The sequence below is a fragment of the Acidimicrobiia bacterium genome, from assembly GCA_041676705.1.
GTDB lineage: Bacteria > Actinomycetota > Acidimicrobiia > Acidimicrobiales > SKKL01 > Actinomarinicola.
This window is the reverse complement of record JBAYRL010000001.1, coordinates 575,867-594,708: the sequence shown is the minus strand read 5'-3', so window position 1 is coordinate 594,708 and position 18,842 is coordinate 575,867. Positions and strand designations below refer to the sequence as shown.

The window sequence follows — 18,842 nt, the reverse complement described above, 5'->3', positions numbered from 1 at the left end:
TGCCTGGGCTGGGAATCAGTTCTTATTAACCCTGCTAAGCTTCAGAGACTTGCGCCCCCAACTCGGTCGGTGCTGGGAATCAGTTCTTATTAACCCTGCTAAGCTTCTCTAGAGGTTCTTCGGCAGGCTCGGCACGCTGGGAATCAGTTCTTATTAACCCTGCTAAGCTTCCTGTGTTCGTGGAGTCCCAAGCAATGATGCTGGGAATCAGTTCTTATTAACCCTGCTAAGCTTCGCCAAATTTTGGAACGGCTGACCGAGATGCTGGGAATCAGTTCTTATTAACCCTGCTAAGCTTCTGGCGGACACCGAACAGGTGGGTGTTTAGCTGGGAATCAGTTCTTATTAACCCTGCTAAGCTTCTGCGCACCATTGTGCGAGCTGGCCAGGCGCTGGGAATCAGTTCTTATTAACCCTGCTAAGCTTCTAACCCAACCCACGAAGTCGGTTCCATGGCTGGGAATCAGTTCTTATTAACCCTGCTAAGCTTCCGGTCCATTGTTGGTGTGCCGGTAGGCCGCTGGGAATCAGTTCTTATTAACCCTGCTAAGCTTCCGGTGATCGGCCGCTCAAACGTCAGGTGGCTGGGAATCAGTTCTTATTAACCCTGCTAAGCTTCTTGCGGCGGGTACAGAGGCGAGAACTCGGCTGGGAATCAGTTCTTATTAACCCTGCTAAGCTTCGTGCTTGTGTTGGCACCATTACTTTGACGCTGGGAATCAGTTCTTATTAACCCTGCTAAGCTTCTAATAACTACAGGGCAATACTACGTCAATGCTGGGAATCAGTTCTTATTAACCCTGCTAAGCTTCGCCTGACTGAATGGCACACCTTGGAACGGCTGGGAATCAGTTCTTATTAACCCTGCTAAGCTTCCCAGCACACCCGCGCCGTCAAACACCAGGCTGGGAATCAGTTCTTATTAACCCTGCTAAGCTTCGTTGTGACCGCGGATTGTTCGGTTTTGTGCTGGGAATCAGTTCTTATTAACCCTGCTAAGCTTCCGAGCTGGCAAAATCACTGGGTTGACCTGGTCAAATAGGTCAACCGAACGATCAAAAAAGTGTGAATAAGGTAGGTGCATCTTCGGAATAGGTCTCTACGCGATTAGAAAAACGAAGTCCTTTTGACCACTGTTTATCAGTGATGGTCACTATTCGTACTTCCCCCTCGGGCGGTAACGCACTTTTAATCGCTCGCACCAAGTTTACAGTGGCATTCGAGGTTGGGAGGTAGTGGGCGTACACCGAATATTGTGCTCGCCAGAATCCAAGGTCTAGCAGATAGTTGCGAAATTCGGTTGCTTTGCGCCGCTGCGTCTTCGTGCCAACCGGCAGATCAAACATGGCAATGGTCCACACTTCGTCGTCATCCTTCGGCATCTGCTTCCCACCAATCCGGTATCGGATTCCAGCTCGGAACATCAAGCCTCGGCATATCGCCTTCAGCATATTTTCCGAATTGCTGTGCTAAGTCGTCCAGCATGCTTCCAACCCCCATTCCCGTTGGATCAAATGGTTTAGCAATTACTGAGACCAACGCCTGTTTCACACGACGATCTTCAAGCGAAGCGTCACACCCGAGATGATGAACGGCAGCGTCAACGACTGGACGAAACGGCTCGATCAGGTCTTCCACAAGATTGAATGGATTAGAACGATTGCGGTGAAACACTCCGATGGTGGGGGAGAGGCCAGCTCCCGCGACTGCTCTGATCCCGAAGCCACGCAGGATGGCGTAGCCGTAGTTCAGCATCGAATTGAGATTGTCTCGACCATCTTGATCACGGGAGAATCGCTGATTGGCGAATAGGTGTCGCCAATACCAGCGCGCCGCAATGGCTTCGGAATTGTTGGGATCACCGGAGCGTACGTCTGCCGCTATTTGGAACAGACGACGCGCAGCACGGCGATCGACTAACGCCAACGTTTGTGCCTGTCCTAAGACCTTGGCCTTCACGATCTGCATCCAGGCGTTCTTTTGTCGAGGTTTTGTTAAATCCACCTGGGCAAGATGTCGTGCTCCGACCCGAGTATGTTCGGACCAAGAATGGAAACCGGCATAGGGCACGCCCCGCCAGTCGCACATCAGTGCCGAAACATCATGCTGTGCCAAATAATGTACAACACCACCCGATAATGCGACTTTTTGACCAAGTAACACTAGAGCTAAATCAGCAACCGGTACGTAGCTCGACTCTTCACCCTCAGGCGTAATGGCAAGCTGGCCTCTTCTGGTGGACACGTTGCCCACCAGTGAGGTTATGTCGAGTACCCTCCAGCCCCTGGCCATAGCATTACACGCTGTTCTCGACTCGCCATGAGACTGGCAGTCCGGCGGCGGATGACCACCGTTCGCGGCCCAGCGCGTCACGACGAATGACGGTTAGTTCCTGAACGTTCCAGAGAGAGTTAATATAGGGTAGCCATCCAGGCCGATCGAGAATAGTTTTAGATGCTTTGGTCGGCTCTTCGCCTAATCCCTCGCTCGCTAGAATTACCGGGCGCAGTCGTAAGCGTGTAGGCGCCATTAAGCCGTCTATCTTCCAACGGGTGGTTCCAGGGTATTCTTTGAGGAAATCTCCAATATCACCGGTCGTGAAACTACTCATATCCAGCTCGAGTTCGTCTCCAACCACAATCCAACCCAGCTCGGTTGCCGTCCCCTCCGCTAATGCCTTGCGTAGCGTCTTATCGGCGGTGCGCATAGATATCGATTGCGGTAATAGGGGAGCACTAAACAGGTCGTCATTTCGATGGCGGATTAAATCAGTGGTGAAAACACGAAGCATTGCATACTTAGGCTTCTTGCCGGTGTCGATCCGATAAACCCGAGCATGATGGATAGTCGAACCAATTTCTGCATATCCATCCCGAACTGCGATTGCAGCAGTCAGTTTACGAAAGAACCCAATCTCATCGTAAGGACCTAAATGTTGGTCACGCACACGAATCTGGCGATTTGGATTAGCGGGTAAACCTTCCTTCTCATCAAAATCCGGGTCTAGAGTCAAAGCCATCCAAAGAGCCGGAGTGGAAGCGCGATCGATGAGCTCTAGAGACATAGCGTCACCGACTTGCATCCGAACCAACGGCAGAATGGTGTCCTTGTGAGCTGTTCCATTTGCTAATCTCAAACGAAGATCTTCCATTACTGGTATCTCATCGTCATTAAGTGCACTCGAAATTAGGTTTAGTAGAATTTGCATCCGTTCTACCCAGTTTTCGAATCTTGCCTGCGGGCGTTCTGAGCTGCCGGTATAGTCTTTCCAGGTTTCGGGAGCATGAAGATTACGTTCTGAGTCACGCAGGTTTACACGTTCCGCCAACGTGCGCGCGATCGACTCGTCTAACAACGTGACAACCGCAGCGTCAACAAAGTGATGGCGGCGGTCAAGTCGGGTTTTGCCTGCCTCACCAATAAACGGAATCTGCTTTTCGATTCCAGATGCTCGTCTCGCTTCAGCGGTAATCCGACCTTGATACACCGAAACTTTGGTGGAAGCAGCCGGGAAACGCTCACGGTAATGAGCTTCGATTCTTTGACGTAGCGAGTTAGCCATCCACGCCACCGATTCTAAGGAACGGCCATCAAATTCTTCGTCTTCGCTGGTCTTGCGTAGACGTGCTTGAACTTCCCGCACATAATCTCGATGGCGTTTAGCAGTTTCACCCGGTCCGCTATTCCAATGGTTGGTGCGTTCGATTGCATCGGGTACAGACACTCCAGGAAGCTGAGTGCGAGCTGCCCAAGCCGCAAATGGAGTATTCGATTTCGACTTATTGCATCGACTGCATACAGCTACCAAGTTCTCTCGTTTATTGGTGCTACCAATTCCGGCCCGAGGGACAATGTGGTCCATCTCAGCTGTCGTGTAATCAATCGCCGTACCGCAATAGAGACATTCACCGTTCTGTCTGACAATTGCTTGATAGCGAAATAAATCCGATCGACGGACCACGCCGCTAATTCCTTGCGACTCTGCTAGCTGGCGCATCTGTTGTTGATTCTGTTGAAAGCGACGTTCGGTTTCACGAATATGCTCTCGAGCGGCGGCTTCACTACCAAATGCCGAACGAACGTGTTCAATTACTACTTTTTCGGGTGCTCCCCATTCAGCCTCAACCGCACCCAACCAACGTGCAACAATTTTCAGCACTCGATCTACTGCTGGATTACCGAGGGGTGCGCCAATAGGCTCGGCCGGAGGGGCCCAACTGTCGTCGACCCCGAATTCAAGTTTCCGGGCCTCATGAAGGTCAACGCCGTCTTCGAGAATGCGCCGAGTTAAACGGTTAAGAGAATCACTGGAATAGGCGGCTCGACCAGGCGGTAACTTGATCGTGTCTAGGGCTACAAGTTCTTCATCCGTTAGGGATTCGATCAACTCACGGGCCTCTGCACCTGCTGCTGAGTCGTCATCGAAGAGCCCATCGCTTAACACTGCTACCACCGCGTCGCGCGCCTCTGGGCTGGCATCTGGCCACCAGCTCTTAAGGGTACGAACTTTGCAGGTGCCAATTTTTTCGTTGGTATTGTGAACTGGTGGCCGGGCGGCGGCACGTTCGCCATCAGCGGTTATGGTGGCGGTGCCACGTAGCTGAGAACGCTCCCAACCCATATGTTCAGCAACATCCAACCACTGTGGATTGGCACCGGCTTTCACGTTCATTAGGTAGTCGAACAGCTCATTTCGTTCCCGAACGTTTAGCGGGCGTTCGCTGCTGCCATCTTTGAGCCGCAGGTTGGCAATAAGAGAAGCTATTCGGTAACGCTGAAACGAGTCACTCGCTTTGGCAGCGCGATATTTTGAACCCTGACCGGGTAGCGGGTCTTTACCAATGCGACCTATATAAGAACCCCGCGGTGACTCAGCCGCAAAGACTAATCGAATGATCTCTTCCGTCTGTGCGATGCTTAACTGCTGAGTTTCTGCCATTCTTAGTATTTCGTTGGCATTGTCTGATTGTTCAAGTTTGCTGCCGATAAAACTAAATGTTTTCTCGGCCCGGAGGTTTGCGGTTTTGCCACCTCGCAATGGTATTGAAGAATCGTGTTTAAGGGCCGCAACTGCTAATTCAGCGGCAGTTACGTCATGGTCGAAATAGCGTCCAGTTTCCGTTTCAACCCGCTCTCGAAAACCGGTTAGAAACTTGCTTGGCTCTGATGGGTTAAAGAGCGATTCAATTCGTAGCCAAGGGTTTCGCCAGCCACGGTGGCGCGCAATATGGCGTAAAGCAACAGCTAAAAGTTGTTGACGCTCGGAAGCATCTTCGATTAGCTCGTCAACCAGGCGCGCTCGAACTCGCCAGGGAAAATATGGATCGTTAGAGGTGAGTTCGGACCACCAGCCCCATGCTTTTAGTTGTTTGTCCAAATTAATCAGCCGTTTACGGCGACGGCGGACTAGCCGGCGTGTGCGGCGTGCAACACCAGAAACTGCCAGCCTGGTTGTTGCGGTTTTAGCATGCTGAGGGTCGACTCCCGAATCGTGGACTTGTACTTTCCCATTGAGGATTCGGATAGGCATGCCGTCTGAGTCGACTTCTATTGCGGCGCAACCAACGGAGTTGGTCCCGACGTCGATACCCACCCAGAATCGAGAGTTTGTGACAGTCTCCATAAGGCGATAATGCCATACTATGGAAGTTAAGTCATTGAAATATATGATTCGCGACGAGAAAAGACAGAAGACCCAGCCAAGGCCGGGTCTTCTGAGGAGCCCAAGGGCTCGGAGCATTCCGATTCGCTAACGAGGCGAACCTTACTGGGAATCAGTTGACCAAGACCTTAGGAGCTTTCTTATAACTCCGCAAACATTTCAGCTCTAAAGACGCAAAGATTGAGACAAGGACCTCAGTTGATAGGACTGTCATCCTTGGAACCTCACAATGGGTTTTACCTATCTTTAGAATGCGATTAGCGTGCTTTGCAGATGACCGTCGGTGGGGGACAAGGTTTAGGAGCGAGTACCAGTAATATAGGCTGCTTGGCCGAGGTGAATGATGGCGTCGTCGATGATGCTGATCAAGCGAACGCCGCGTTTTACCGGTGGATCCCAACGTTCGTCCACGATATCATCTAACTGCGTTTCAGATAATGACGATATGTAGTTTGCCAGGGATTCCGCAGTGGCTTTCACATATTCAACCAGTAGATGCTCATCGTCGACCACGATGCTTCGAGCTTCTTCGGCCGAATGGCCATAACCGATTCCATCGCCAGCGCTGCCGAGGTTGAACCGACCTTTGAAGCCTAAAGCGTGCCAAACCTGCTCAGCATCGCCTAGCGAAGCCAGCTGAACATCGATTTCACGACCAGTGTGCCAAAGTAGCCAGGCCACCGAATTGTCATGGCCTCCAACGTGTTGATTCAGCATTGCTGGCGTCAATTTGTCCGCCAGCTCCTCCACAGCTGCAATAGGCCGGCCGGCAAGATCTAGTAATACTTCGATCGCGTCCATAGACTCAGCCTACGGTTTTGCATCTAGTATTAAATGCATCTATCACCGGGTAGTGGCGTTGGCACAGCGCACGGGTAAGGGATGACTCGCATGCCACAGGCCAAAAAAACTGATCGTATCGTTGTAGCTGGCTGGCTCACGGCCGCCATTTCTACCTTGGTCGTGATACTGATTTCATTGGTATTGTCACCCACCATCGTGCACTCAGCCACGCCTGACCTTCTCTTCGATTATGAGTTACACGACCCATTAGTGAGAGAATTTACAGCCGCTATTCCGAAACTTTTCGCTCCGGGCGAGCTTGATGAACCCACCATCGCCAACGTCGCCCAGCGGATGGTCCGAGATAATGGCGTCATAAATGATGTCTCGCGCAGTTTGGTGTTAGGTCATCGTGCTTGGGTCGAGGGAAACCAGCCGGTACTGGCACTACACCCGCAGGCCACCACGCCTGCGGTTCTAGCTGCATTGCGCGATTTGGGGCATCCGCTGGCCGACAATTTCCCCTCCTCAGTCAACCTGCAAACCAATCCGATACCCATTGCCATACAATTTCAGGCTCACAATCTATCCTTAGTTAGAAATGTTTTGATCGCGTTTGGACTCTTCGGAATTGCTGCCGCCGTGTTACGCAGCGCGATAAGCGCGCGTTGGCGCTACTTTTATATAGTAACTGGTAATACGGTAAGCATGGTTTCACTAGTATTAATTATTGTCACGCTATCGTTTCCTCTATTACCTTTACATTCATTTGGATGGCCCTGGTCTGGTTTAAGCGCATTAGTTAGTGCTGCTCAACTACCGCTTTTGTTGTTCGCGGTGGCTGGTTTAGGCGCTGGCATCTTTGCCCGTTTGTGGGCGCTTGAAGGAAGTCGTATGAACAGCCGTGAAGTGATCACCTGGGCTGAACGGCGTGCAAATATTACGAAAATGCGCCATTCTCGCAACGCAAAGCATCAGATGCGACGTGATGCAATCGACGCGTTTTTCGACGATCGAAATTTGCCCGCGGTTGATACTCCAGTCTCGCCCATATCTAACATTGAAGAGCTGGGCTATTTTCATGTGAATCGTAATATGTCGGATGAATCTGAGCTAGGTGGATCGACTCAGGCAAGATCGTTAACTGATTCGTCATCTCAATCATCTCAACCACCACAATCTCAATTATTGCAATCGCAGGCATCTTATGAACACCCACTAAATGCATCGCAACCTGCTGATGCATCTTCCAAGCAGTCGCTAGAACAGCGGCCCGTGCCGTTCGGGAAGCGTAAACCTAGGCCCTATCTTGTGGACGGCTTCGATGCGGTTATGGCAGCCATCGATCGCGATCCAACAGGCACCGGTAGCGGACAACTCGCATCGCCCAGTCAGAACGCCGGAGAATCAGAAGGTGCTGGTCTGGCCAACGACCTCGCACAAGATCGTAAAGAAGCTCTTGAGCGTATCGACGGCAAAGGAAGTAAACTTCGTACACATTTACCCCGATGAAAAGACGACACAGGATACGTGAGCACAACAGAACAACTTCTACTGCTACAAGAACACGATACTAAGTCCGACCAACTGCGCTATCGGAAAGAACATCTGGAAGAGCGAGGCAAGGTTGAGGAACTAAGTGCCGGTCACGCAAAATTGCTCGCCAATCACACTGCTTTGGCTGAACGGCGTGCCGAGCTCGAGCGGCATCAGCGCCGGATCGAAGATGAGCTAGCTAGTCTGCAAGACAAAAAGAGCCAGAGTGAGACCGCCCTTTACAGTGGTTCGGTAAAGAACCCCAGGGAACTTCAGGCCCTCCAAGAAGAGATTGACTCTCTGAAGAAGCGTGAATCCGCATTTGAAGATGAGTTATTAGACATTCTGGCGGCCATTGAACCACTTGATGAACAATTGAATGCCGCCGCCGACGAGGTCAGCGCTTCCCAAGACGCTCTAACCGAGGCTGAAAACCAGTTGTCCATTCAAGAGGCTGAGATAGATGTGGTGCTTGCAGACGTCATGGTCCTTCGCGACGAAACGGCAGCTCGGCTCAGCGAGTCTCAACTGCAAGAATATGAAAGCCGCCGACGCCAATTGGGTGGTATTGCCGTAGCCCGGTTGGTCGGAAATAGCTGTGGTGGTTGTCATCTCCAACTATCGGCAGTGCAACTAGATCGTATTCGCAAGATGCCCCACGATGAGCTTGCCGACTGTGACGAGTGCGGTCGCTTGCTAGTTCACTAGCGCAAACGGAAACTCGACGATGTTCTTTTGGTTTATCGGGATTGGGTTCCTAGCAGTCGTATTAGTTTTCAAAAGCCCTGCTCTTGATTATCGTTTAGTCATCGCCGGTTCGATATTGCCACTTATTGATGTAATTCCCGGTGTCCCTCCAGTGCTGCATACTTTGGTGGGTGCGGTCGTACTCTTAACGTTAATCATGCTGGCCACACAAAAGCGCCGTTTACTTCGGCGTCGACTCTTAGGACTTTCGATCGGTGTATTCGTCCACCAAGTCCTCGATGGAACCTGGACCAACACCAAGCTATTTTGGTGGCCCGCCTTCGGCTTCGACTTTCCCAGCAGCAAACTTCCGACCTTTGGCCGCGGATTCTTAGGCATTCTGCTTGAGATGGTTGGATTGGCTGCCATCATGTGGTCGTGGAAGCAGTTCCGCTTTGATGATCCTGAGCGCTGGGAGGCGTTTAAGAGACACGGTCGACTCGACAGAGAGCTGGTGCCTTGAATGATTTTAGCGGTGCGATACCTTCTCTCCGGCCGAGAGCTGGTGGCCTGAATGCTTATTGTGGTGCGACATGGTCGTACGCCAGCCAATGCCGCTGGGCTTCTGCTAGGACGCGCTGATCCGGCACTCGACGAGGTGGGGGAGGAACAAGCTCGCCTAGTCGCCCAGTGGATCGGTCCGGTAGACAAGGTGGTTTCTAGCCCGCTGCTTCGTGCTCGGCAGACGGCAGCTGCTTTCGGTAGCGAAGTTCATGTTGATGAACGGTTTATCGAGCTGGATTATGGTGTCTACGACGGCCTGCCAGTCGGTGCCATACCCGCTGAGGTGTGGAAAAAGTGGCGAAATGATCCAAGCTACGCCCCTGAGGGCGGGGAATCATACGACGGCTTAAACGAGAGAGTTGCTGCAGGAGCGACGGAGCTTGCCTTAGAAGCGCTGGAGCACAACATTGTGATCGTCACCCACGTGTCTCCCATAAAATCGATACTCTCTTGGAGCTTAGGTGGTGTTGACGATGTGGCCTTTAAGGCACGCGTAGGTCAACCTTCGGTGACCCGGATAACAATTACGGCCGCTGGGCCTGTATTGCACTCATTTAATGAGTCACCACCAGTGGTCCATTGACCGCCAACCATTCACCGCCAGCTAATGAATGCTGACACTCGGTGGTGATTATGGGATGGTGAGTGGGCCTATAGGCGGAGTTTTGTTCCCGGGCTCGTTACCGAGTTCCCGTTCGGTGATCATCCATCTATGCAGTCTACCTGTGGGTCGCCATATGAATATGGCTGGCGGGCCACCGAAACCCAGCATTTGACCTTGCTCCGGGTGGGGTTTACCTAGCTGCCTAAGTCACCTTAGGCACTGGTGCGCTCTTACCGCACCGTTTCACCCTTGCCTGCGCTTGGCAACCTTATTGAATTACAGCTGAATTAAATAAGGACCGAGCCATTGGCGGTTTGCTTTCTGTTGCACTTTCCTGCGGGTCGCCCCGACTAGCCGTTAACTAGCACCCTGCCCTTTGGAGCTCCGACCTTCCTCGACTTCATCTCGGTGAAGCCGCGATCACCCGGCCCACTAACCATCCCTACTAGTCTGCCACAGGTTCCTTGGAGTGCCACAGCGCCTGAGTGTGCCACACATTCGTAGATGGGTGTAAAAACCAAACGGGCTACCCGGAACTAGATTCCGGGTAGCCGCCGAAGTGAACTGGCCCCCCAACCTGATCTCTTCGGTTTGGTAGGTTCGGTCCCCACACAAGCCTATGTTTGTGTCTTCAGGTGGCGAAGGTCACCCTAAGGGTACATCTTAATGACAAAAGTCACTCAACCACAATTGTGCCGAACATCACACCTTCGTGGTTGGTGCACCAGTACTCGTAGGTGCCGGGTTCGTCGAAGGTGTAGGAGTAGCCTTTACCAGGGCGAATGACTCCGGAATCGAAGTCATCACCAGTGACGGTGTGGGGGGCAGAGCCTTCGTTGGCCCATACGACCGGGGTGCCAGCGGCCACAGTGAAAGTCTCATCCTCGTAGCCGAAGTTCACGATGTTGACATTGGCGGGGCCAAGCTCAGCCGCATCGGGGGCTTCCTGCTGGTTCAAGATTGATGCCCCTGCGGTGCCAGTGGTTTTGTTTCCACCACCGCAGCCAGCAAAAAGCAGACCGCTCAATGCCAACAATGCTGAGGCGGCGGCAGCCTTGCGAGCCTGTGTTTTCATGCGCTTCTCCCTAGTAAGAGCATGGTCCGGAAGTCGATGGCGAAACCCGGCCAATTGAAACAGTGACGACAGTCACAAGATATCGAACTTTTAAGGGCAAGCGAAGTTTAGTTTTGCATAAAAGTTGTTATGCCAGTTGAGCAGCGCCAAAGAATTATTCAATAACATTCATTATCATAAATAATGAATGTTATTGAATTCATAGGGCGTGTTACATCATCAAGTCTTACCCCATCAAAAGGCCAAGGCCGAAAGATCTTGATGCCATTGTCCCGAGCGAGATACCGCTACTTTCCATTGCTCGACATCCAGTCGATCTGTAGGTTCCACGACCATCTTGGGCTTCCACAACGCTTGCAATTCGGAGAGGCCGCTGTAGGTTCCAGCTCCTAACGCAGCTAGGTATGCGGCACCAACGGTGGTGCCCTCAGGTGCCGGCGAAACCTCAATCTGACGACCGGTGGCATTGGCTAGAGCCTGCACAAATGTCGGGTTTGAGCTCATACCACCGTCGATCCGCAAGGTGTCCAACGAAACGTGGGCATCGGTCTCGATTGCTTCGAGTAGCTCCCAACCGCGGTAGGCGATTCCTTCGAGCACGGCGCGGGTGATATGTGCAGCGGTGGTCCCACGGGTTAAGCCAAACATTGCCCCGCGTGCTCCGTAATCCCAGTGTGGCGTACCCAAACCCAACAAGGCCGGTACATACACCACGCCCTCGGTGCTTTCCACACTCGAAGCGAGTTGATGTGATTCGTCGGCGGTGGCGAGCACGCCCAGGTCATCACGAAGCCATTCCACGTTGCTGCCAGCTGCCAACATGATGGCCTCAAGTCCCCAGCGAGGGGCCTGATTTTCACCAAGGGTAATGATGGGGAAAGTGCCGCCCGGCCCTTGTGTTTCAAATGGTGGACGGTTTTCGCCCAAAACCACGTTCAGCATAGCGCCAGTGCCAAAAGTGGCTTTCGCTTGGCCCGGCTCGACGCAACCTTGTCCCACCATCGAAGCCTGTTGGTCGCCCGCAAAGCCGGTGATCGTCGGCGCTCCTACCAGCTTGTGCGCAACGCCAACTGCACCGTAGGAATCGACCATGGTCGGCATAATGGCCGCCGGAATACTAAGCCGGTTGAGTAGGGCTTCATCCCAATCGGTGCCATCAAGGCCGATCAGCCCACTGACCGAAGCATTCGAACGATCTGTAACGTGAACCTCGCCATTGGTCAGATAATAAATTAGCCAGCTATCGACGGTGCCAAAACAGAGGTCTTGACTACGGTCGGGATCTACCTGGTTCAAAATGGCCGCTAGTTTGGTGGCCGACTGATTAGGAGCGAAACGCAAACCCTCGGTTTGGAACACCAAACACTCGCCCACAGTTCGGAGGTCTTGCCAGCCAATGGCAGGCGCTACTGGAGTGCCGCTTCCTCGGTGCCAGACCACGGTGGAAGCGCGCTGATTGGCTATGCCCACAGCGCTTGGTGGTGTATTGCCCGAAGCCGCGACCGCGTCAGCACTTAGACGTACCACGAGTTCTCCCAAGGCCAAGGCGTCGAATTCCACCAGCCCAGGAAACGGACTATCAGGCAAGAACATCTCTTGACGCTGCGTCGTGATTTGGCCCAACTCATTGACGATCGCGGCCCGTACGCTGCTCGTACCCACGTCTATTACTAGGACGCTCATTAAATTCCAGTCTTTCGTTTAGCGTTTCGATTAAATCGCGACGTAATAATGGCTGCCAACATGCCTGCGGAAGCCGCTAAGAAAGCATTCGCCGTTATGGCAGCGAAATGTATCTCGCCTTCACGACCCACCGCGGCCGAGATGGCTAGAACAATGGCTTGCGCCAACGCAAAGGTGATTAAACCAGCCAACGCTCCGTGGGTGTAGGGCAGATCAATAGGGGCTTTAGCCACTTGTACGCCGGCGAAAGCAAACCCAGCCAGCACTGCTACCAATCCAACTAGAGCCCAAGCCGGAGACGTGTCGTCGCCTTGGTTGATGAACCAGACGCTAAGTGCCGTGACCGGTAAAACGATGGCCAATCCGTAAGCCACAGCTCGAGCGAGTGCCGCGAAATTTAGGCTATGGAAAGTGTCGGTTAAGGCCATGAAAGCGGTCCGAACGCACTTGGCAGACCTAGCTTGCCCGGATTCAAAATTCCATTAGGGTCAAGCGCCAAGGCTACAGACTGAAAGACTCGGTTTGCGCTGCCCAGGGCTTCATCAACAAAGCGAGAGCGGTTAAGCCCGACGCCGTGATGATGACTAAGCGTGCCTCCATTGCGCAATACCGTTTTGGTGCCAGCTTCCCAACAGGCATCGTAAAACGCTTCCCGGCCTGAATTCTCGGGTCGTCCCGCAAAGGTAAAGTAGAGACACGCTCCGTCGATGTAGGCATGTGACTGATGGACCGACGCTGCTCGTACGCCGGGTATTGCACGTAAGGCGGCCAACGTTTCTTCACAGATGGCGGGTAAAGCGCTCCATGGTCCTGAAATCTCCATGGTGTCGACCACGAAGTCATTCTGAATCAGACTTTCCAGCGCCGAAACCTCGTTGCGGTGCCCAAGCCACTGTTTAACTAGGGTTGAATCTAGGGTTTTGCTGTCCCGACATTCTGCTGCCGTGACCGCCATGTTCGCTTCCACGGTGGCTGGATCGCCTTCGTCTAGAACCAACAAGACTGCCAAGTTGCTAGTTCCATAGCTACGTGCAGATTCGATGCTGTCATATAAACGCAGGACGGCCGGGTTGGCGCCACGTTGCAAGATGCGTCGACATGCCTCCATGCCCGCTTGCCAACTTTCAAAGCCGTAAGCGGCATGGGCCTCGACCTGGGGCGCCTTGTGTAGGCGCAGCCATGCTCTGGTGATGACACCCAAGGTGCCTTCGGAACCCACGAATAGGCTGGTGAGATCAGGTCCGGTGGCTTGCCGCGGTGCTTGGTGGGTGCGTACAACTTCGCCATTGGCCAGCACGACTTCGAGTCCCACCACCATGTCTTCAATTTTGCCGTAGCGATTGGAAAGCTGTCCTGCAGATCGACAGGCCAGCCATCCACCCACTGTTGACAGCGAAATTGATTGGGGCCAGTGCCCCAGGGTGAGCTCGTATTCACCACGTAGCTCGGTTTCTAGGTGGTCACCGAATGTGCCAGGTAGAACTTCCACAATTTGTGATGCGGTATCGACGAAATTTATGCCTGTTAAAGCCGTTGTGTCGAGCACCACACCGCCATAAAGGGGCACGGCTGCACCACAAACTCCGCTGCGTCCGCCGCTGGTTGTTACCGGTACTTGAGCCTCATTGCATAACGCCAAGATGGCTTGAACCTCGGCCGTTGATTGCGGCTGAACAACCACCGCAGCCTGGGCAGGGACCTGATTCTCGGTTGCCCAGATCATGGCTAGCGGCCACCAATCCCGCGATGCTTCGTTCCGTGTGGCTAAATCGTCGCTCACTCGAGCACAAATTTGGCGTAGCTTGCCAACGAAATCCGCTGGCAAATTGACCGCCGGTGCCAATCCTCGTGGTCGGGATGTGCCACTCTCGACGAGCGGAATAGGCCGGGTTGGAGTGCCGGCCCCGGTGGCGGGCAACGGTGAAGGTGCGAGAAGTGGAATAGCCATACGCTCGGCATCGGTCATGATGTGAACCCCGCACTTTCTCGTTCCGAGTTTAATAGTTCTTTGAAGCTCGCGACCTCTTGGCGTTGCTCCGCCTCAGACCAGCCGAGTTCGGCCGCCATCAAGTCACTCACACGATCCGTGGAATACCAAGCGGCGTAGCTGTCGTGGAGCCGCAGTGGAACCCGTCGTGTCAGAATGGCTTCTATGGTGATGGCCATTTCATATCGCAGCGCGTACAGAACCTCGGCCTCGACAAATGGGTGAGATGGATGCAGACGGGTGGCGAGGCTTGGGTCGGCCTCAATCATGGCGACCAATACTCGGGCCCTGTCGCCGTACCGATTTGCCAGGTGAACGAGTAAGTCTTCGCGCTCGGCGGTGCTCGTGCCTACGCCGTGAGCCTCAAAAGCAGCGATAAAAGCCGGTATTTGACGCAAAAATTGGAAGTAACCACGTGCGCCTACCAACGGTAAAGATTTGGTGCGAGCACTGTTGTGCAGTCGGCTCTTAGTGGCGTCATCTGTTAAGGAAACCACCAGGTCAACGGTGTCTTCAGCCATTCTTCGGTAGGTGGTGAGCTTGCCACCGTTTATGGAAATCAATTGGTCAGAATCAACACTCAAATGGTGTTTTCGAGATAGGTCAGCCGTCCGACCCTCTTCATTTTCGCTTCCACGAACCAGCGGACGTAAACCGGCCCAGGTTCCTAGCACATCAGCTCGACTCAGCGGCTCGGTGAGAGAGGCGTTCATGGCATCGAGTAGATATTCAACGTCTTCCTCTTCACAGCGGGGATCATCGAGTGGCCCCTCGTAGTCGGTGTCAGTAGTACCGATGTAGGTTTGATCACCCCAGGGCACCACAAATATTGAGCGGCGATCGCTTCGAACTGGAATCACGGCCGCTACCTCGTTACGGACCTTGGTCCAGGGCACCGAAATATGGACCCCTTTGGCGGGTCGAATACTGTGGCCGACCTCGTGATCATTCAAACCACGTATGTAGTCAGCCCACACGCCAGCGGCATTCACAACAAACTTAGCGGGGATCTCAAAACGTTCACCGTCGATTTCTGTAATCACGCCGTTGATCTTGGCGCCGCTCTCAGCCTTACCGCTCTCAACCTTCCCGGTCGCATTGCTTGAGCTGGATGTGTGCTGATCGGGGCGGTGGCTGTCGATCGTCGTCGTAAATTGGGTTACTGGTGCAAAGTTAATGGCCGTGGCCTCGTACGCCTCAACTGCGGTTTGTATCACGGCCAAGGTGAGACGAGCGTCATCGGTGCTGGCGTCGTAATACAGATAAGAGCCAGCGAGTCGTTGGCGGGGCAGAGTCGGCATGTATGCCAAGGTTTCGTCGGTTGATAGCTTCTGGTGAAGCTTGCCGATTCGGGCACCTCCGGTTAGGTCATACATCCACATTGCTTTACCCAAAGCCCAAGCAATTTTTCGGTTAAACAAGCCGTCTTTGGTGAAAATAGGCAGCAAGAATGGAAGAAGTTTAACCAGGTGAGGGGCGTTCTTTCGTAAGCGCTGACGTTCGGCTAGCGCTTCATAAACAAGACCGATGTCGCCTTGTTGTAAATAACGAAGTCCGCCGTGAACTAGCTTCGAGGAACGCGACGAGGTGCCCGAAGCGAAGTCGTTTTGTTCTAAGAGCAGGGTTCGTAGACCGCGTGAGGCGGCGTCCAAGGTAACTCCGGCACCAGTTATTCCGCCCCCAATCACAATTAGATCGAAGGACTCGCCTCGTTCAAGCGATTCGGTGAGGTTGTGTATCGCCGCGCCTCGATTAAATGCGGATGGGCTCATTGAATACGACACTCCTCACAACCGGAAATGCAGGTCAATCGGTAATTGCAATAATTTCTAGTTAACAACTATTGCAAATTACTTCCTGTGCTTCTAGCCTAGTACGGGTGAAGTCACCCGAGGAGCTCTCCGAGTTATTCCGAGCAAAAGGATTAAAGGTCACCCCGCAACGCCAGGCGATCTTTCAAATCCTGCATAATTGGGCAGAACATCCAACCGCCGAAGCTGTCTATGCCAAGGCCCAAGAACAGATGCCAACTATGTCGTTGCGCACCGTTTACCAAACGTTGAATGATCTCGCCGAAATGGGCGAAATAACTCAGCTTGATTTAGGTACCGGTTCCGCCCGATTCGATACCAACCTCGATGCTCATCAGCACCTGGTTTGTAGCGGTTGCGGTGAAGTGCGCGATGTAGTGGTCGACTTCACAGAAATTGATTTCCCCGGGCATTTGCTCGACGGGTTTTCAATTTCATCCACCGATGTTGTGTTTCGAGGTTGGTGCGCTAGCTGCGCCAGCAACGATGCCGCATTACTGGTCACGTCAAACTACCAAGCTTAAGAGAAGGTAACGTATGTCAAGCGTTAAGGGCACCAAGACTCAAGAAAACTTGAAAGAAGCGTTTGCTGGCGAAAGCCAAGCCAACCGCCGCTATCTCTGGTTCGCCCAGAAGGCTGATGTTGAGGGTTACCCCGACATTGCCATGCTGTTCCGTTCAGTCGCGGAAGGCGAGACAGGTCACGCTTTTGGCCACATGGATTTCCTGGCTGATGCTGGCGACCCCGCTACCGATATTCCTGTTGGCCCCACCGCCGACAACCTTCGTTCCGCCATCGAAGGCGAGACTTATGAGTACACCGAAATGTACCCAGGTTTCGCTAAGACGGCTCGTGATGAAGGCTTCATCGAAATTGCCGAGTGGATGGAAGTTCTGGCACGGGCCGAAAAGAGCCACGCCGGTCGTTTCCAACAAGGACTCGACACCCTTTCGTAATCCTCACTCAGTTTGTGATGGCGCCAACTTTGGTTTTCCTAGGTTGGCGCTCGCCAATTGCTATTAGCAAACAAGAGCAAACAAGAGATTGCTGGCAGCAAATACTGAAGCAATCACTAAGGAGTCACCCATGGCCGCCACTACTAATCCTCGCAAATTGTCCCTCTCCGATATTGCCGATCTGCGGGAATACGAGCGCGATCGCCTTGAATATCGAGAGAAAATCATTGCTTTGAAGGCCCGGCGTCGGGTGAGTGTCGGTCCGATCGTGACTTTGGTCTTCGAGAATCGCGACACCATGAAGTTCCAGATTCAAGAGATGGCTCGGGTCGAACGCCTGATGACCGATGAGGCTATTCAGGGTGAGCTTGATGTTTACAATCCTTTGATTCCCGACCCCGGGCATTTGCAAGCCACTTTGATGCTTGAGCTCACCACCAAAGAAGAACTGATGGAGTGGCTGCCCAAGCTGGTTGGTATTGAGCGTGCCGTCAAGGTGCGAATCGGCGTCGAAGACGGCGATCAAACCGATGTGGCTTCCATTCCCGAGACGTCTCATGAAGCACAGCTGACTAGGGAAGAAACTACCGCTTCAGTTCATTATGTGGGCTTCGAATTCACCCCTGAGCAGGTTGAACGTTTTGGTAAGGAACCCGTCAGCTTGGTTATTGAACATGAGCACTACAACCACGCCACACCCCTAAGTGCAGACACAATTCAAGAAATGCTAAGCGATCTTAAAGACGATTAGCGGCGTGGGCTTGCGCCCACTTTAGGTCTGTTGGTGTTGTGACCTTCAGATTCGTTTGGCTGCCTACCACCACCAGGGCCGATGGCCCTCCAGCCCAACGCACAAGCTCGGCAGTGTCGAACCCACTACGGTTCGCCTGCCGAGCTTTGTTGTACGCCAATAACAGTGCCGAAGCGTTGAAGGCTTGCGGTGTTTGAACCCGAACCCAGCGTTTGGTGTCGACCAAAACCAGGTTCTCGCTGGTGATGTCAACTACTGGTTGATCGAAAGCCACCGCCGGTATCGCAGCGCCGTGTTTCCTCACCCCAACCAAGAGGCGTTCTACTAGGTCAACATCAATGAACGGTCGAGCGCCATCGTGAATTAACACGGTCGAAATCATGCCAGTGGCGATGTCGTTGGCGAGGGCCGCTAACCCAGCTTGTTCCGAGTCGGTACGAGTTTGGCCCCCATGAACCACGGTAGTTCGGGCCTGTATCTGGGCAGTTTCGATGGCCTCTTCGGCATTGGTCTCATCGCCGGGTCGAATTACCAAAACCAAGCGGTCAACAGCCGGATGGCTGGCCAAAGTCGCCAACGACCAAGCGATGATGGGGCGACCTGCGAGCTCCAGATAGACCTTGTTTAGGTTATCGTGTCGTTCGAGCCGCGTCCCTGAACCGCCAGCAAGAATAATGGCGGCTGCCGGTGCCGCGGTAGAATTTTGTTCTACTGAAACGCTTTCAACCACCGTGGCACCCTA

Annotated in this window: 17 protein-coding genes, 1 other RNA gene and 1 CRISPR repeat array (1 of these 19 cut by a window edge); of the genes, 7 read left to right on the top strand and 11 right to left on the bottom strand. The window is 53.2% G+C overall.

The features are described from left to right. Nucleotides 1-1,004: direct repeats of the CRISPR family, unit length 36 nt; unit sequence GCTGGGAATCAGTTCTTATTAACCCTGCTAAGCTTC (it extends 1,656 nt beyond the left edge of the window). Between the two features lie 51 nt (nucleotides 1,005-1,055). The 4 genes from cas2 to WC184_02920 form a co-directional block, all read right to left on the bottom strand. Beyond that, nucleotides 1,056-1,382 (bottom strand): CRISPR-associated endonuclease Cas2, encoded by a 327-nt coding sequence (cas2, locus tag WC184_02935; GenBank protein MFA7476836.1) that lies wholly within the window; start codon nucleotides 1,380-1,382, stop codon nucleotides 1,056-1,058. Further along, complete coding sequence (cas1, locus tag WC184_02930; GenBank protein ID MFA7476835.1) at nucleotides 1,369-2,292, bottom strand: type II CRISPR-associated endonuclease Cas1; 924 nt, start codon at nucleotides 2,290-2,292, stop codon at nucleotides 1,369-1,371. Before cas1 ends, cas2 begins: the two co-directional genes overlap by 14 nt. Nucleotides 2,293-2,296: 4 nt before the next feature. Further along, nucleotides 2,297-5,623: a type II CRISPR RNA-guided endonuclease Cas9 gene (gene cas9 / locus WC184_02925; protein ID MFA7476834.1), complete on the bottom strand. Its 3,327-nt coding sequence runs from the start codon at nucleotides 5,621-5,623 to the stop codon at nucleotides 2,297-2,299. A 336-nt stretch (nucleotides 5,624-5,959) separates the two neighbouring features. Then, on the bottom strand, nucleotides 5,960-6,463 hold the full coding sequence (locus WC184_02920; GenBank protein MFA7476833.1) for a DinB family protein: 504 nt from the start codon (nucleotides 6,461-6,463) through the stop codon (nucleotides 5,960-5,962). A gap of 90 nt (nucleotides 6,464-6,553) precedes the next feature. Here WC184_02920 and WC184_02915 point away from each other — a divergent pair, with 90 nt between their 5' ends. The 4 genes from WC184_02915 to WC184_02900 are packed head-to-tail and all read left to right on the top strand — an operon-like array spanning nucleotide 6,554 to nucleotide 9,815. Further along, nucleotides 6,554-7,957 (top strand): hypothetical protein, encoded by a 1,404-nt coding sequence (locus tag WC184_02915; protein ID MFA7476832.1) that lies wholly within the window; start codon nucleotides 6,554-6,556, stop codon nucleotides 7,955-7,957. 18 nt (nucleotides 7,958-7,975) lie between these two features. Beyond that, nucleotides 7,976-8,689: a C4-type zinc ribbon domain-containing protein gene (locus tag WC184_02910; GenBank protein ID MFA7476831.1), complete on the top strand. Its 714-nt coding sequence runs from the start codon at nucleotides 7,976-7,978 to the stop codon at nucleotides 8,687-8,689. Between the two features lie 19 nt (nucleotides 8,690-8,708). Next, nucleotides 8,709-9,191 (top strand): hypothetical protein, encoded by a 483-nt coding sequence (locus WC184_02905; protein ID MFA7476830.1) that lies wholly within the window; start codon nucleotides 8,709-8,711, stop codon nucleotides 9,189-9,191. 51 nt (nucleotides 9,192-9,242) lie between these two features. Further along, nucleotides 9,243-9,815 carry a histidine phosphatase family protein gene (locus WC184_02900; GenBank protein MFA7476829.1) on the top strand — a complete coding sequence of 191 codons (573 nt, stop codon included), beginning with the start codon at nucleotides 9,243-9,245 and terminating at the stop codon, nucleotides 9,813-9,815. Nucleotides 9,816-9,870: 55 nt separating this feature from the next. Here the strand turns inward: WC184_02900 and rnpB are convergent. From rnpB to WC184_02870, 6 genes are all read right to left on the bottom strand, one after another. Then, nucleotides 9,871-10,272, bottom strand: an RNA gene (rnpB, locus tag WC184_02895) — RNase P RNA component class A. A 240-nt stretch (nucleotides 10,273-10,512) separates the two neighbouring features. Then, a complete protein-coding gene (locus WC184_02890) occupies nucleotides 10,513-10,911 on the bottom strand; it encodes a plastocyanin/azurin family copper-binding protein (protein ID MFA7476828.1) in 399 nt (132 codons plus the stop codon). Between the two features lie 234 nt (nucleotides 10,912-11,145). Beyond that, a complete protein-coding gene (locus WC184_02885) occupies nucleotides 11,146-12,594 on the bottom strand; it encodes an FGGY-family carbohydrate kinase (protein ID MFA7476827.1) in 1,449 nt (482 codons plus the stop codon). Further along, entirely contained in the window at nucleotides 12,594-13,022 is a 429-nt protein-coding gene (locus WC184_02880) for a hypothetical protein (protein ID MFA7476826.1), read from the bottom strand. The genes WC184_02885 and WC184_02880 overlap by 1 nt, the downstream gene beginning before the upstream one ends. Continuing rightward, nucleotides 13,013-14,560: an FAD-binding oxidoreductase gene (locus tag WC184_02875; protein ID MFA7476825.1), complete on the bottom strand. Its 1,548-nt coding sequence runs from the start codon at nucleotides 14,558-14,560 to the stop codon at nucleotides 13,013-13,015. Before WC184_02875 ends, WC184_02880 begins: the two co-directional genes overlap by 10 nt. After that, complete coding sequence (locus tag WC184_02870) at nucleotides 14,557-16,353, bottom strand: glycerol-3-phosphate dehydrogenase/oxidase (protein MFA7476824.1); 1,797 nt, start codon at nucleotides 16,351-16,353, stop codon at nucleotides 14,557-14,559. The genes WC184_02875 and WC184_02870 overlap by 4 nt, the downstream gene beginning before the upstream one ends. 107 nt (nucleotides 16,354-16,460) lie before the next feature. On the opposite strand from WC184_02870, the gene WC184_02865 reads away from it, so the two are divergent. The 3 genes from WC184_02865 to WC184_02855 all read left to right on the top strand — a co-directional run bounded on the left by WC184_02865 (nucleotide 16,461) and on the right by WC184_02855 (nucleotide 18,100). Further along, nucleotides 16,461-16,916 carry a Fur family transcriptional regulator gene (locus WC184_02865; GenBank protein MFA7476823.1) on the top strand — a complete coding sequence of 152 codons (456 nt, stop codon included), beginning with the start codon at nucleotides 16,461-16,463 and terminating at the stop codon, nucleotides 16,914-16,916. 13 nt (nucleotides 16,917-16,929) lie between these two features. Continuing rightward, the gene (locus WC184_02860; protein ID MFA7476822.1) at nucleotides 16,930-17,349 is read left to right on the top strand and encodes a rubrerythrin family protein; all 420 of its coding nucleotides are present in this window, start codon (nucleotides 16,930-16,932) and stop codon (nucleotides 17,347-17,349) included. Nucleotides 17,350-17,479: 130 nt separating this feature from the next. Next, nucleotides 17,480-18,100 (top strand): DUF3501 family protein, encoded by a 621-nt coding sequence (locus WC184_02855; GenBank protein ID MFA7476821.1) that lies wholly within the window; start codon nucleotides 17,480-17,482, stop codon nucleotides 18,098-18,100. Here WC184_02855 and WC184_02850 read toward each other — a convergent pair. Beyond that, on the bottom strand, nucleotides 18,087-18,830 hold the full coding sequence (locus tag WC184_02850) for an IspD/TarI family cytidylyltransferase (GenBank protein ID MFA7476820.1): 744 nt from the start codon (nucleotides 18,828-18,830) through the stop codon (nucleotides 18,087-18,089). The two genes, WC184_02855 and WC184_02850, sit on opposite strands and share 14 nt — an antisense overlap. Nucleotides 18,831-18,842 lie beyond the last annotated feature (12 nt).

Coding starts and splice junctions, on each gene's coding strand:
- WC184_02890 (MFA7476828.1), bottom strand. CDS start 10,911: ATGAAAACACAGGCTCGCAAGGCTGCCGCCGCCTCAGCATTGTTGGCA.
- WC184_02855 (MFA7476821.1), top strand. CDS start 17,480: ATGGCCGCCACTACTAATCCTCGCAAATTGTCCCTCTCCGATATTGCC.
- cas2 (MFA7476836.1), bottom strand. CDS start 1,382: ATGCCGAAGGATGACGACGAAGTGTGGACCATTGCCATGTTTGATCTG.
- WC184_02870 (MFA7476824.1), bottom strand. CDS start 16,353: ATGAGCCCATCCGCATTTAATCGAGGCGCGGCGATACACAACCTCACC.
- WC184_02880 (MFA7476826.1), bottom strand. CDS start 13,022: ATGGCCTTAACCGACACTTTCCATAGCCTAAATTTCGCGGCACTCGCT.
- WC184_02875 (MFA7476825.1), bottom strand. CDS start 14,560: ATGACCGATGCCGAGCGTATGGCTATTCCACTTCTCGCACCTTCACCG.
- WC184_02915 (MFA7476832.1), top strand. CDS start 6,554: ATGCCACAGGCCAAAAAAACTGATCGTATCGTTGTAGCTGGCTGGCTC.
- WC184_02885 (MFA7476827.1), bottom strand. CDS start 12,594: ATGAGCGTCCTAGTAATAGACGTGGGTACGAGCAGCGTACGGGCCGCG.
- WC184_02905 (MFA7476830.1), top strand. CDS start 8,709: ATGTTCTTTTGGTTTATCGGGATTGGGTTCCTAGCAGTCGTATTAGTT.
- cas1 (MFA7476835.1), bottom strand. CDS start 2,292: ATGGCCAGGGGCTGGAGGGTACTCGACATAACCTCACTGGTGGGCAAC.
- WC184_02920 (MFA7476833.1), bottom strand. CDS start 6,463: ATGGACGCGATCGAAGTATTACTAGATCTTGCCGGCCGGCCTATTGCA.
- WC184_02860 (MFA7476822.1), top strand. CDS start 16,930: ATGTCAAGCGTTAAGGGCACCAAGACTCAAGAAAACTTGAAAGAAGCG.
- WC184_02900 (MFA7476829.1), top strand. CDS start 9,243: ATGCTTATTGTGGTGCGACATGGTCGTACGCCAGCCAATGCCGCTGGG.
- cas9 (MFA7476834.1), bottom strand. CDS start 5,623: ATGGAGACTGTCACAAACTCTCGATTCTGGGTGGGTATCGACGTCGGG.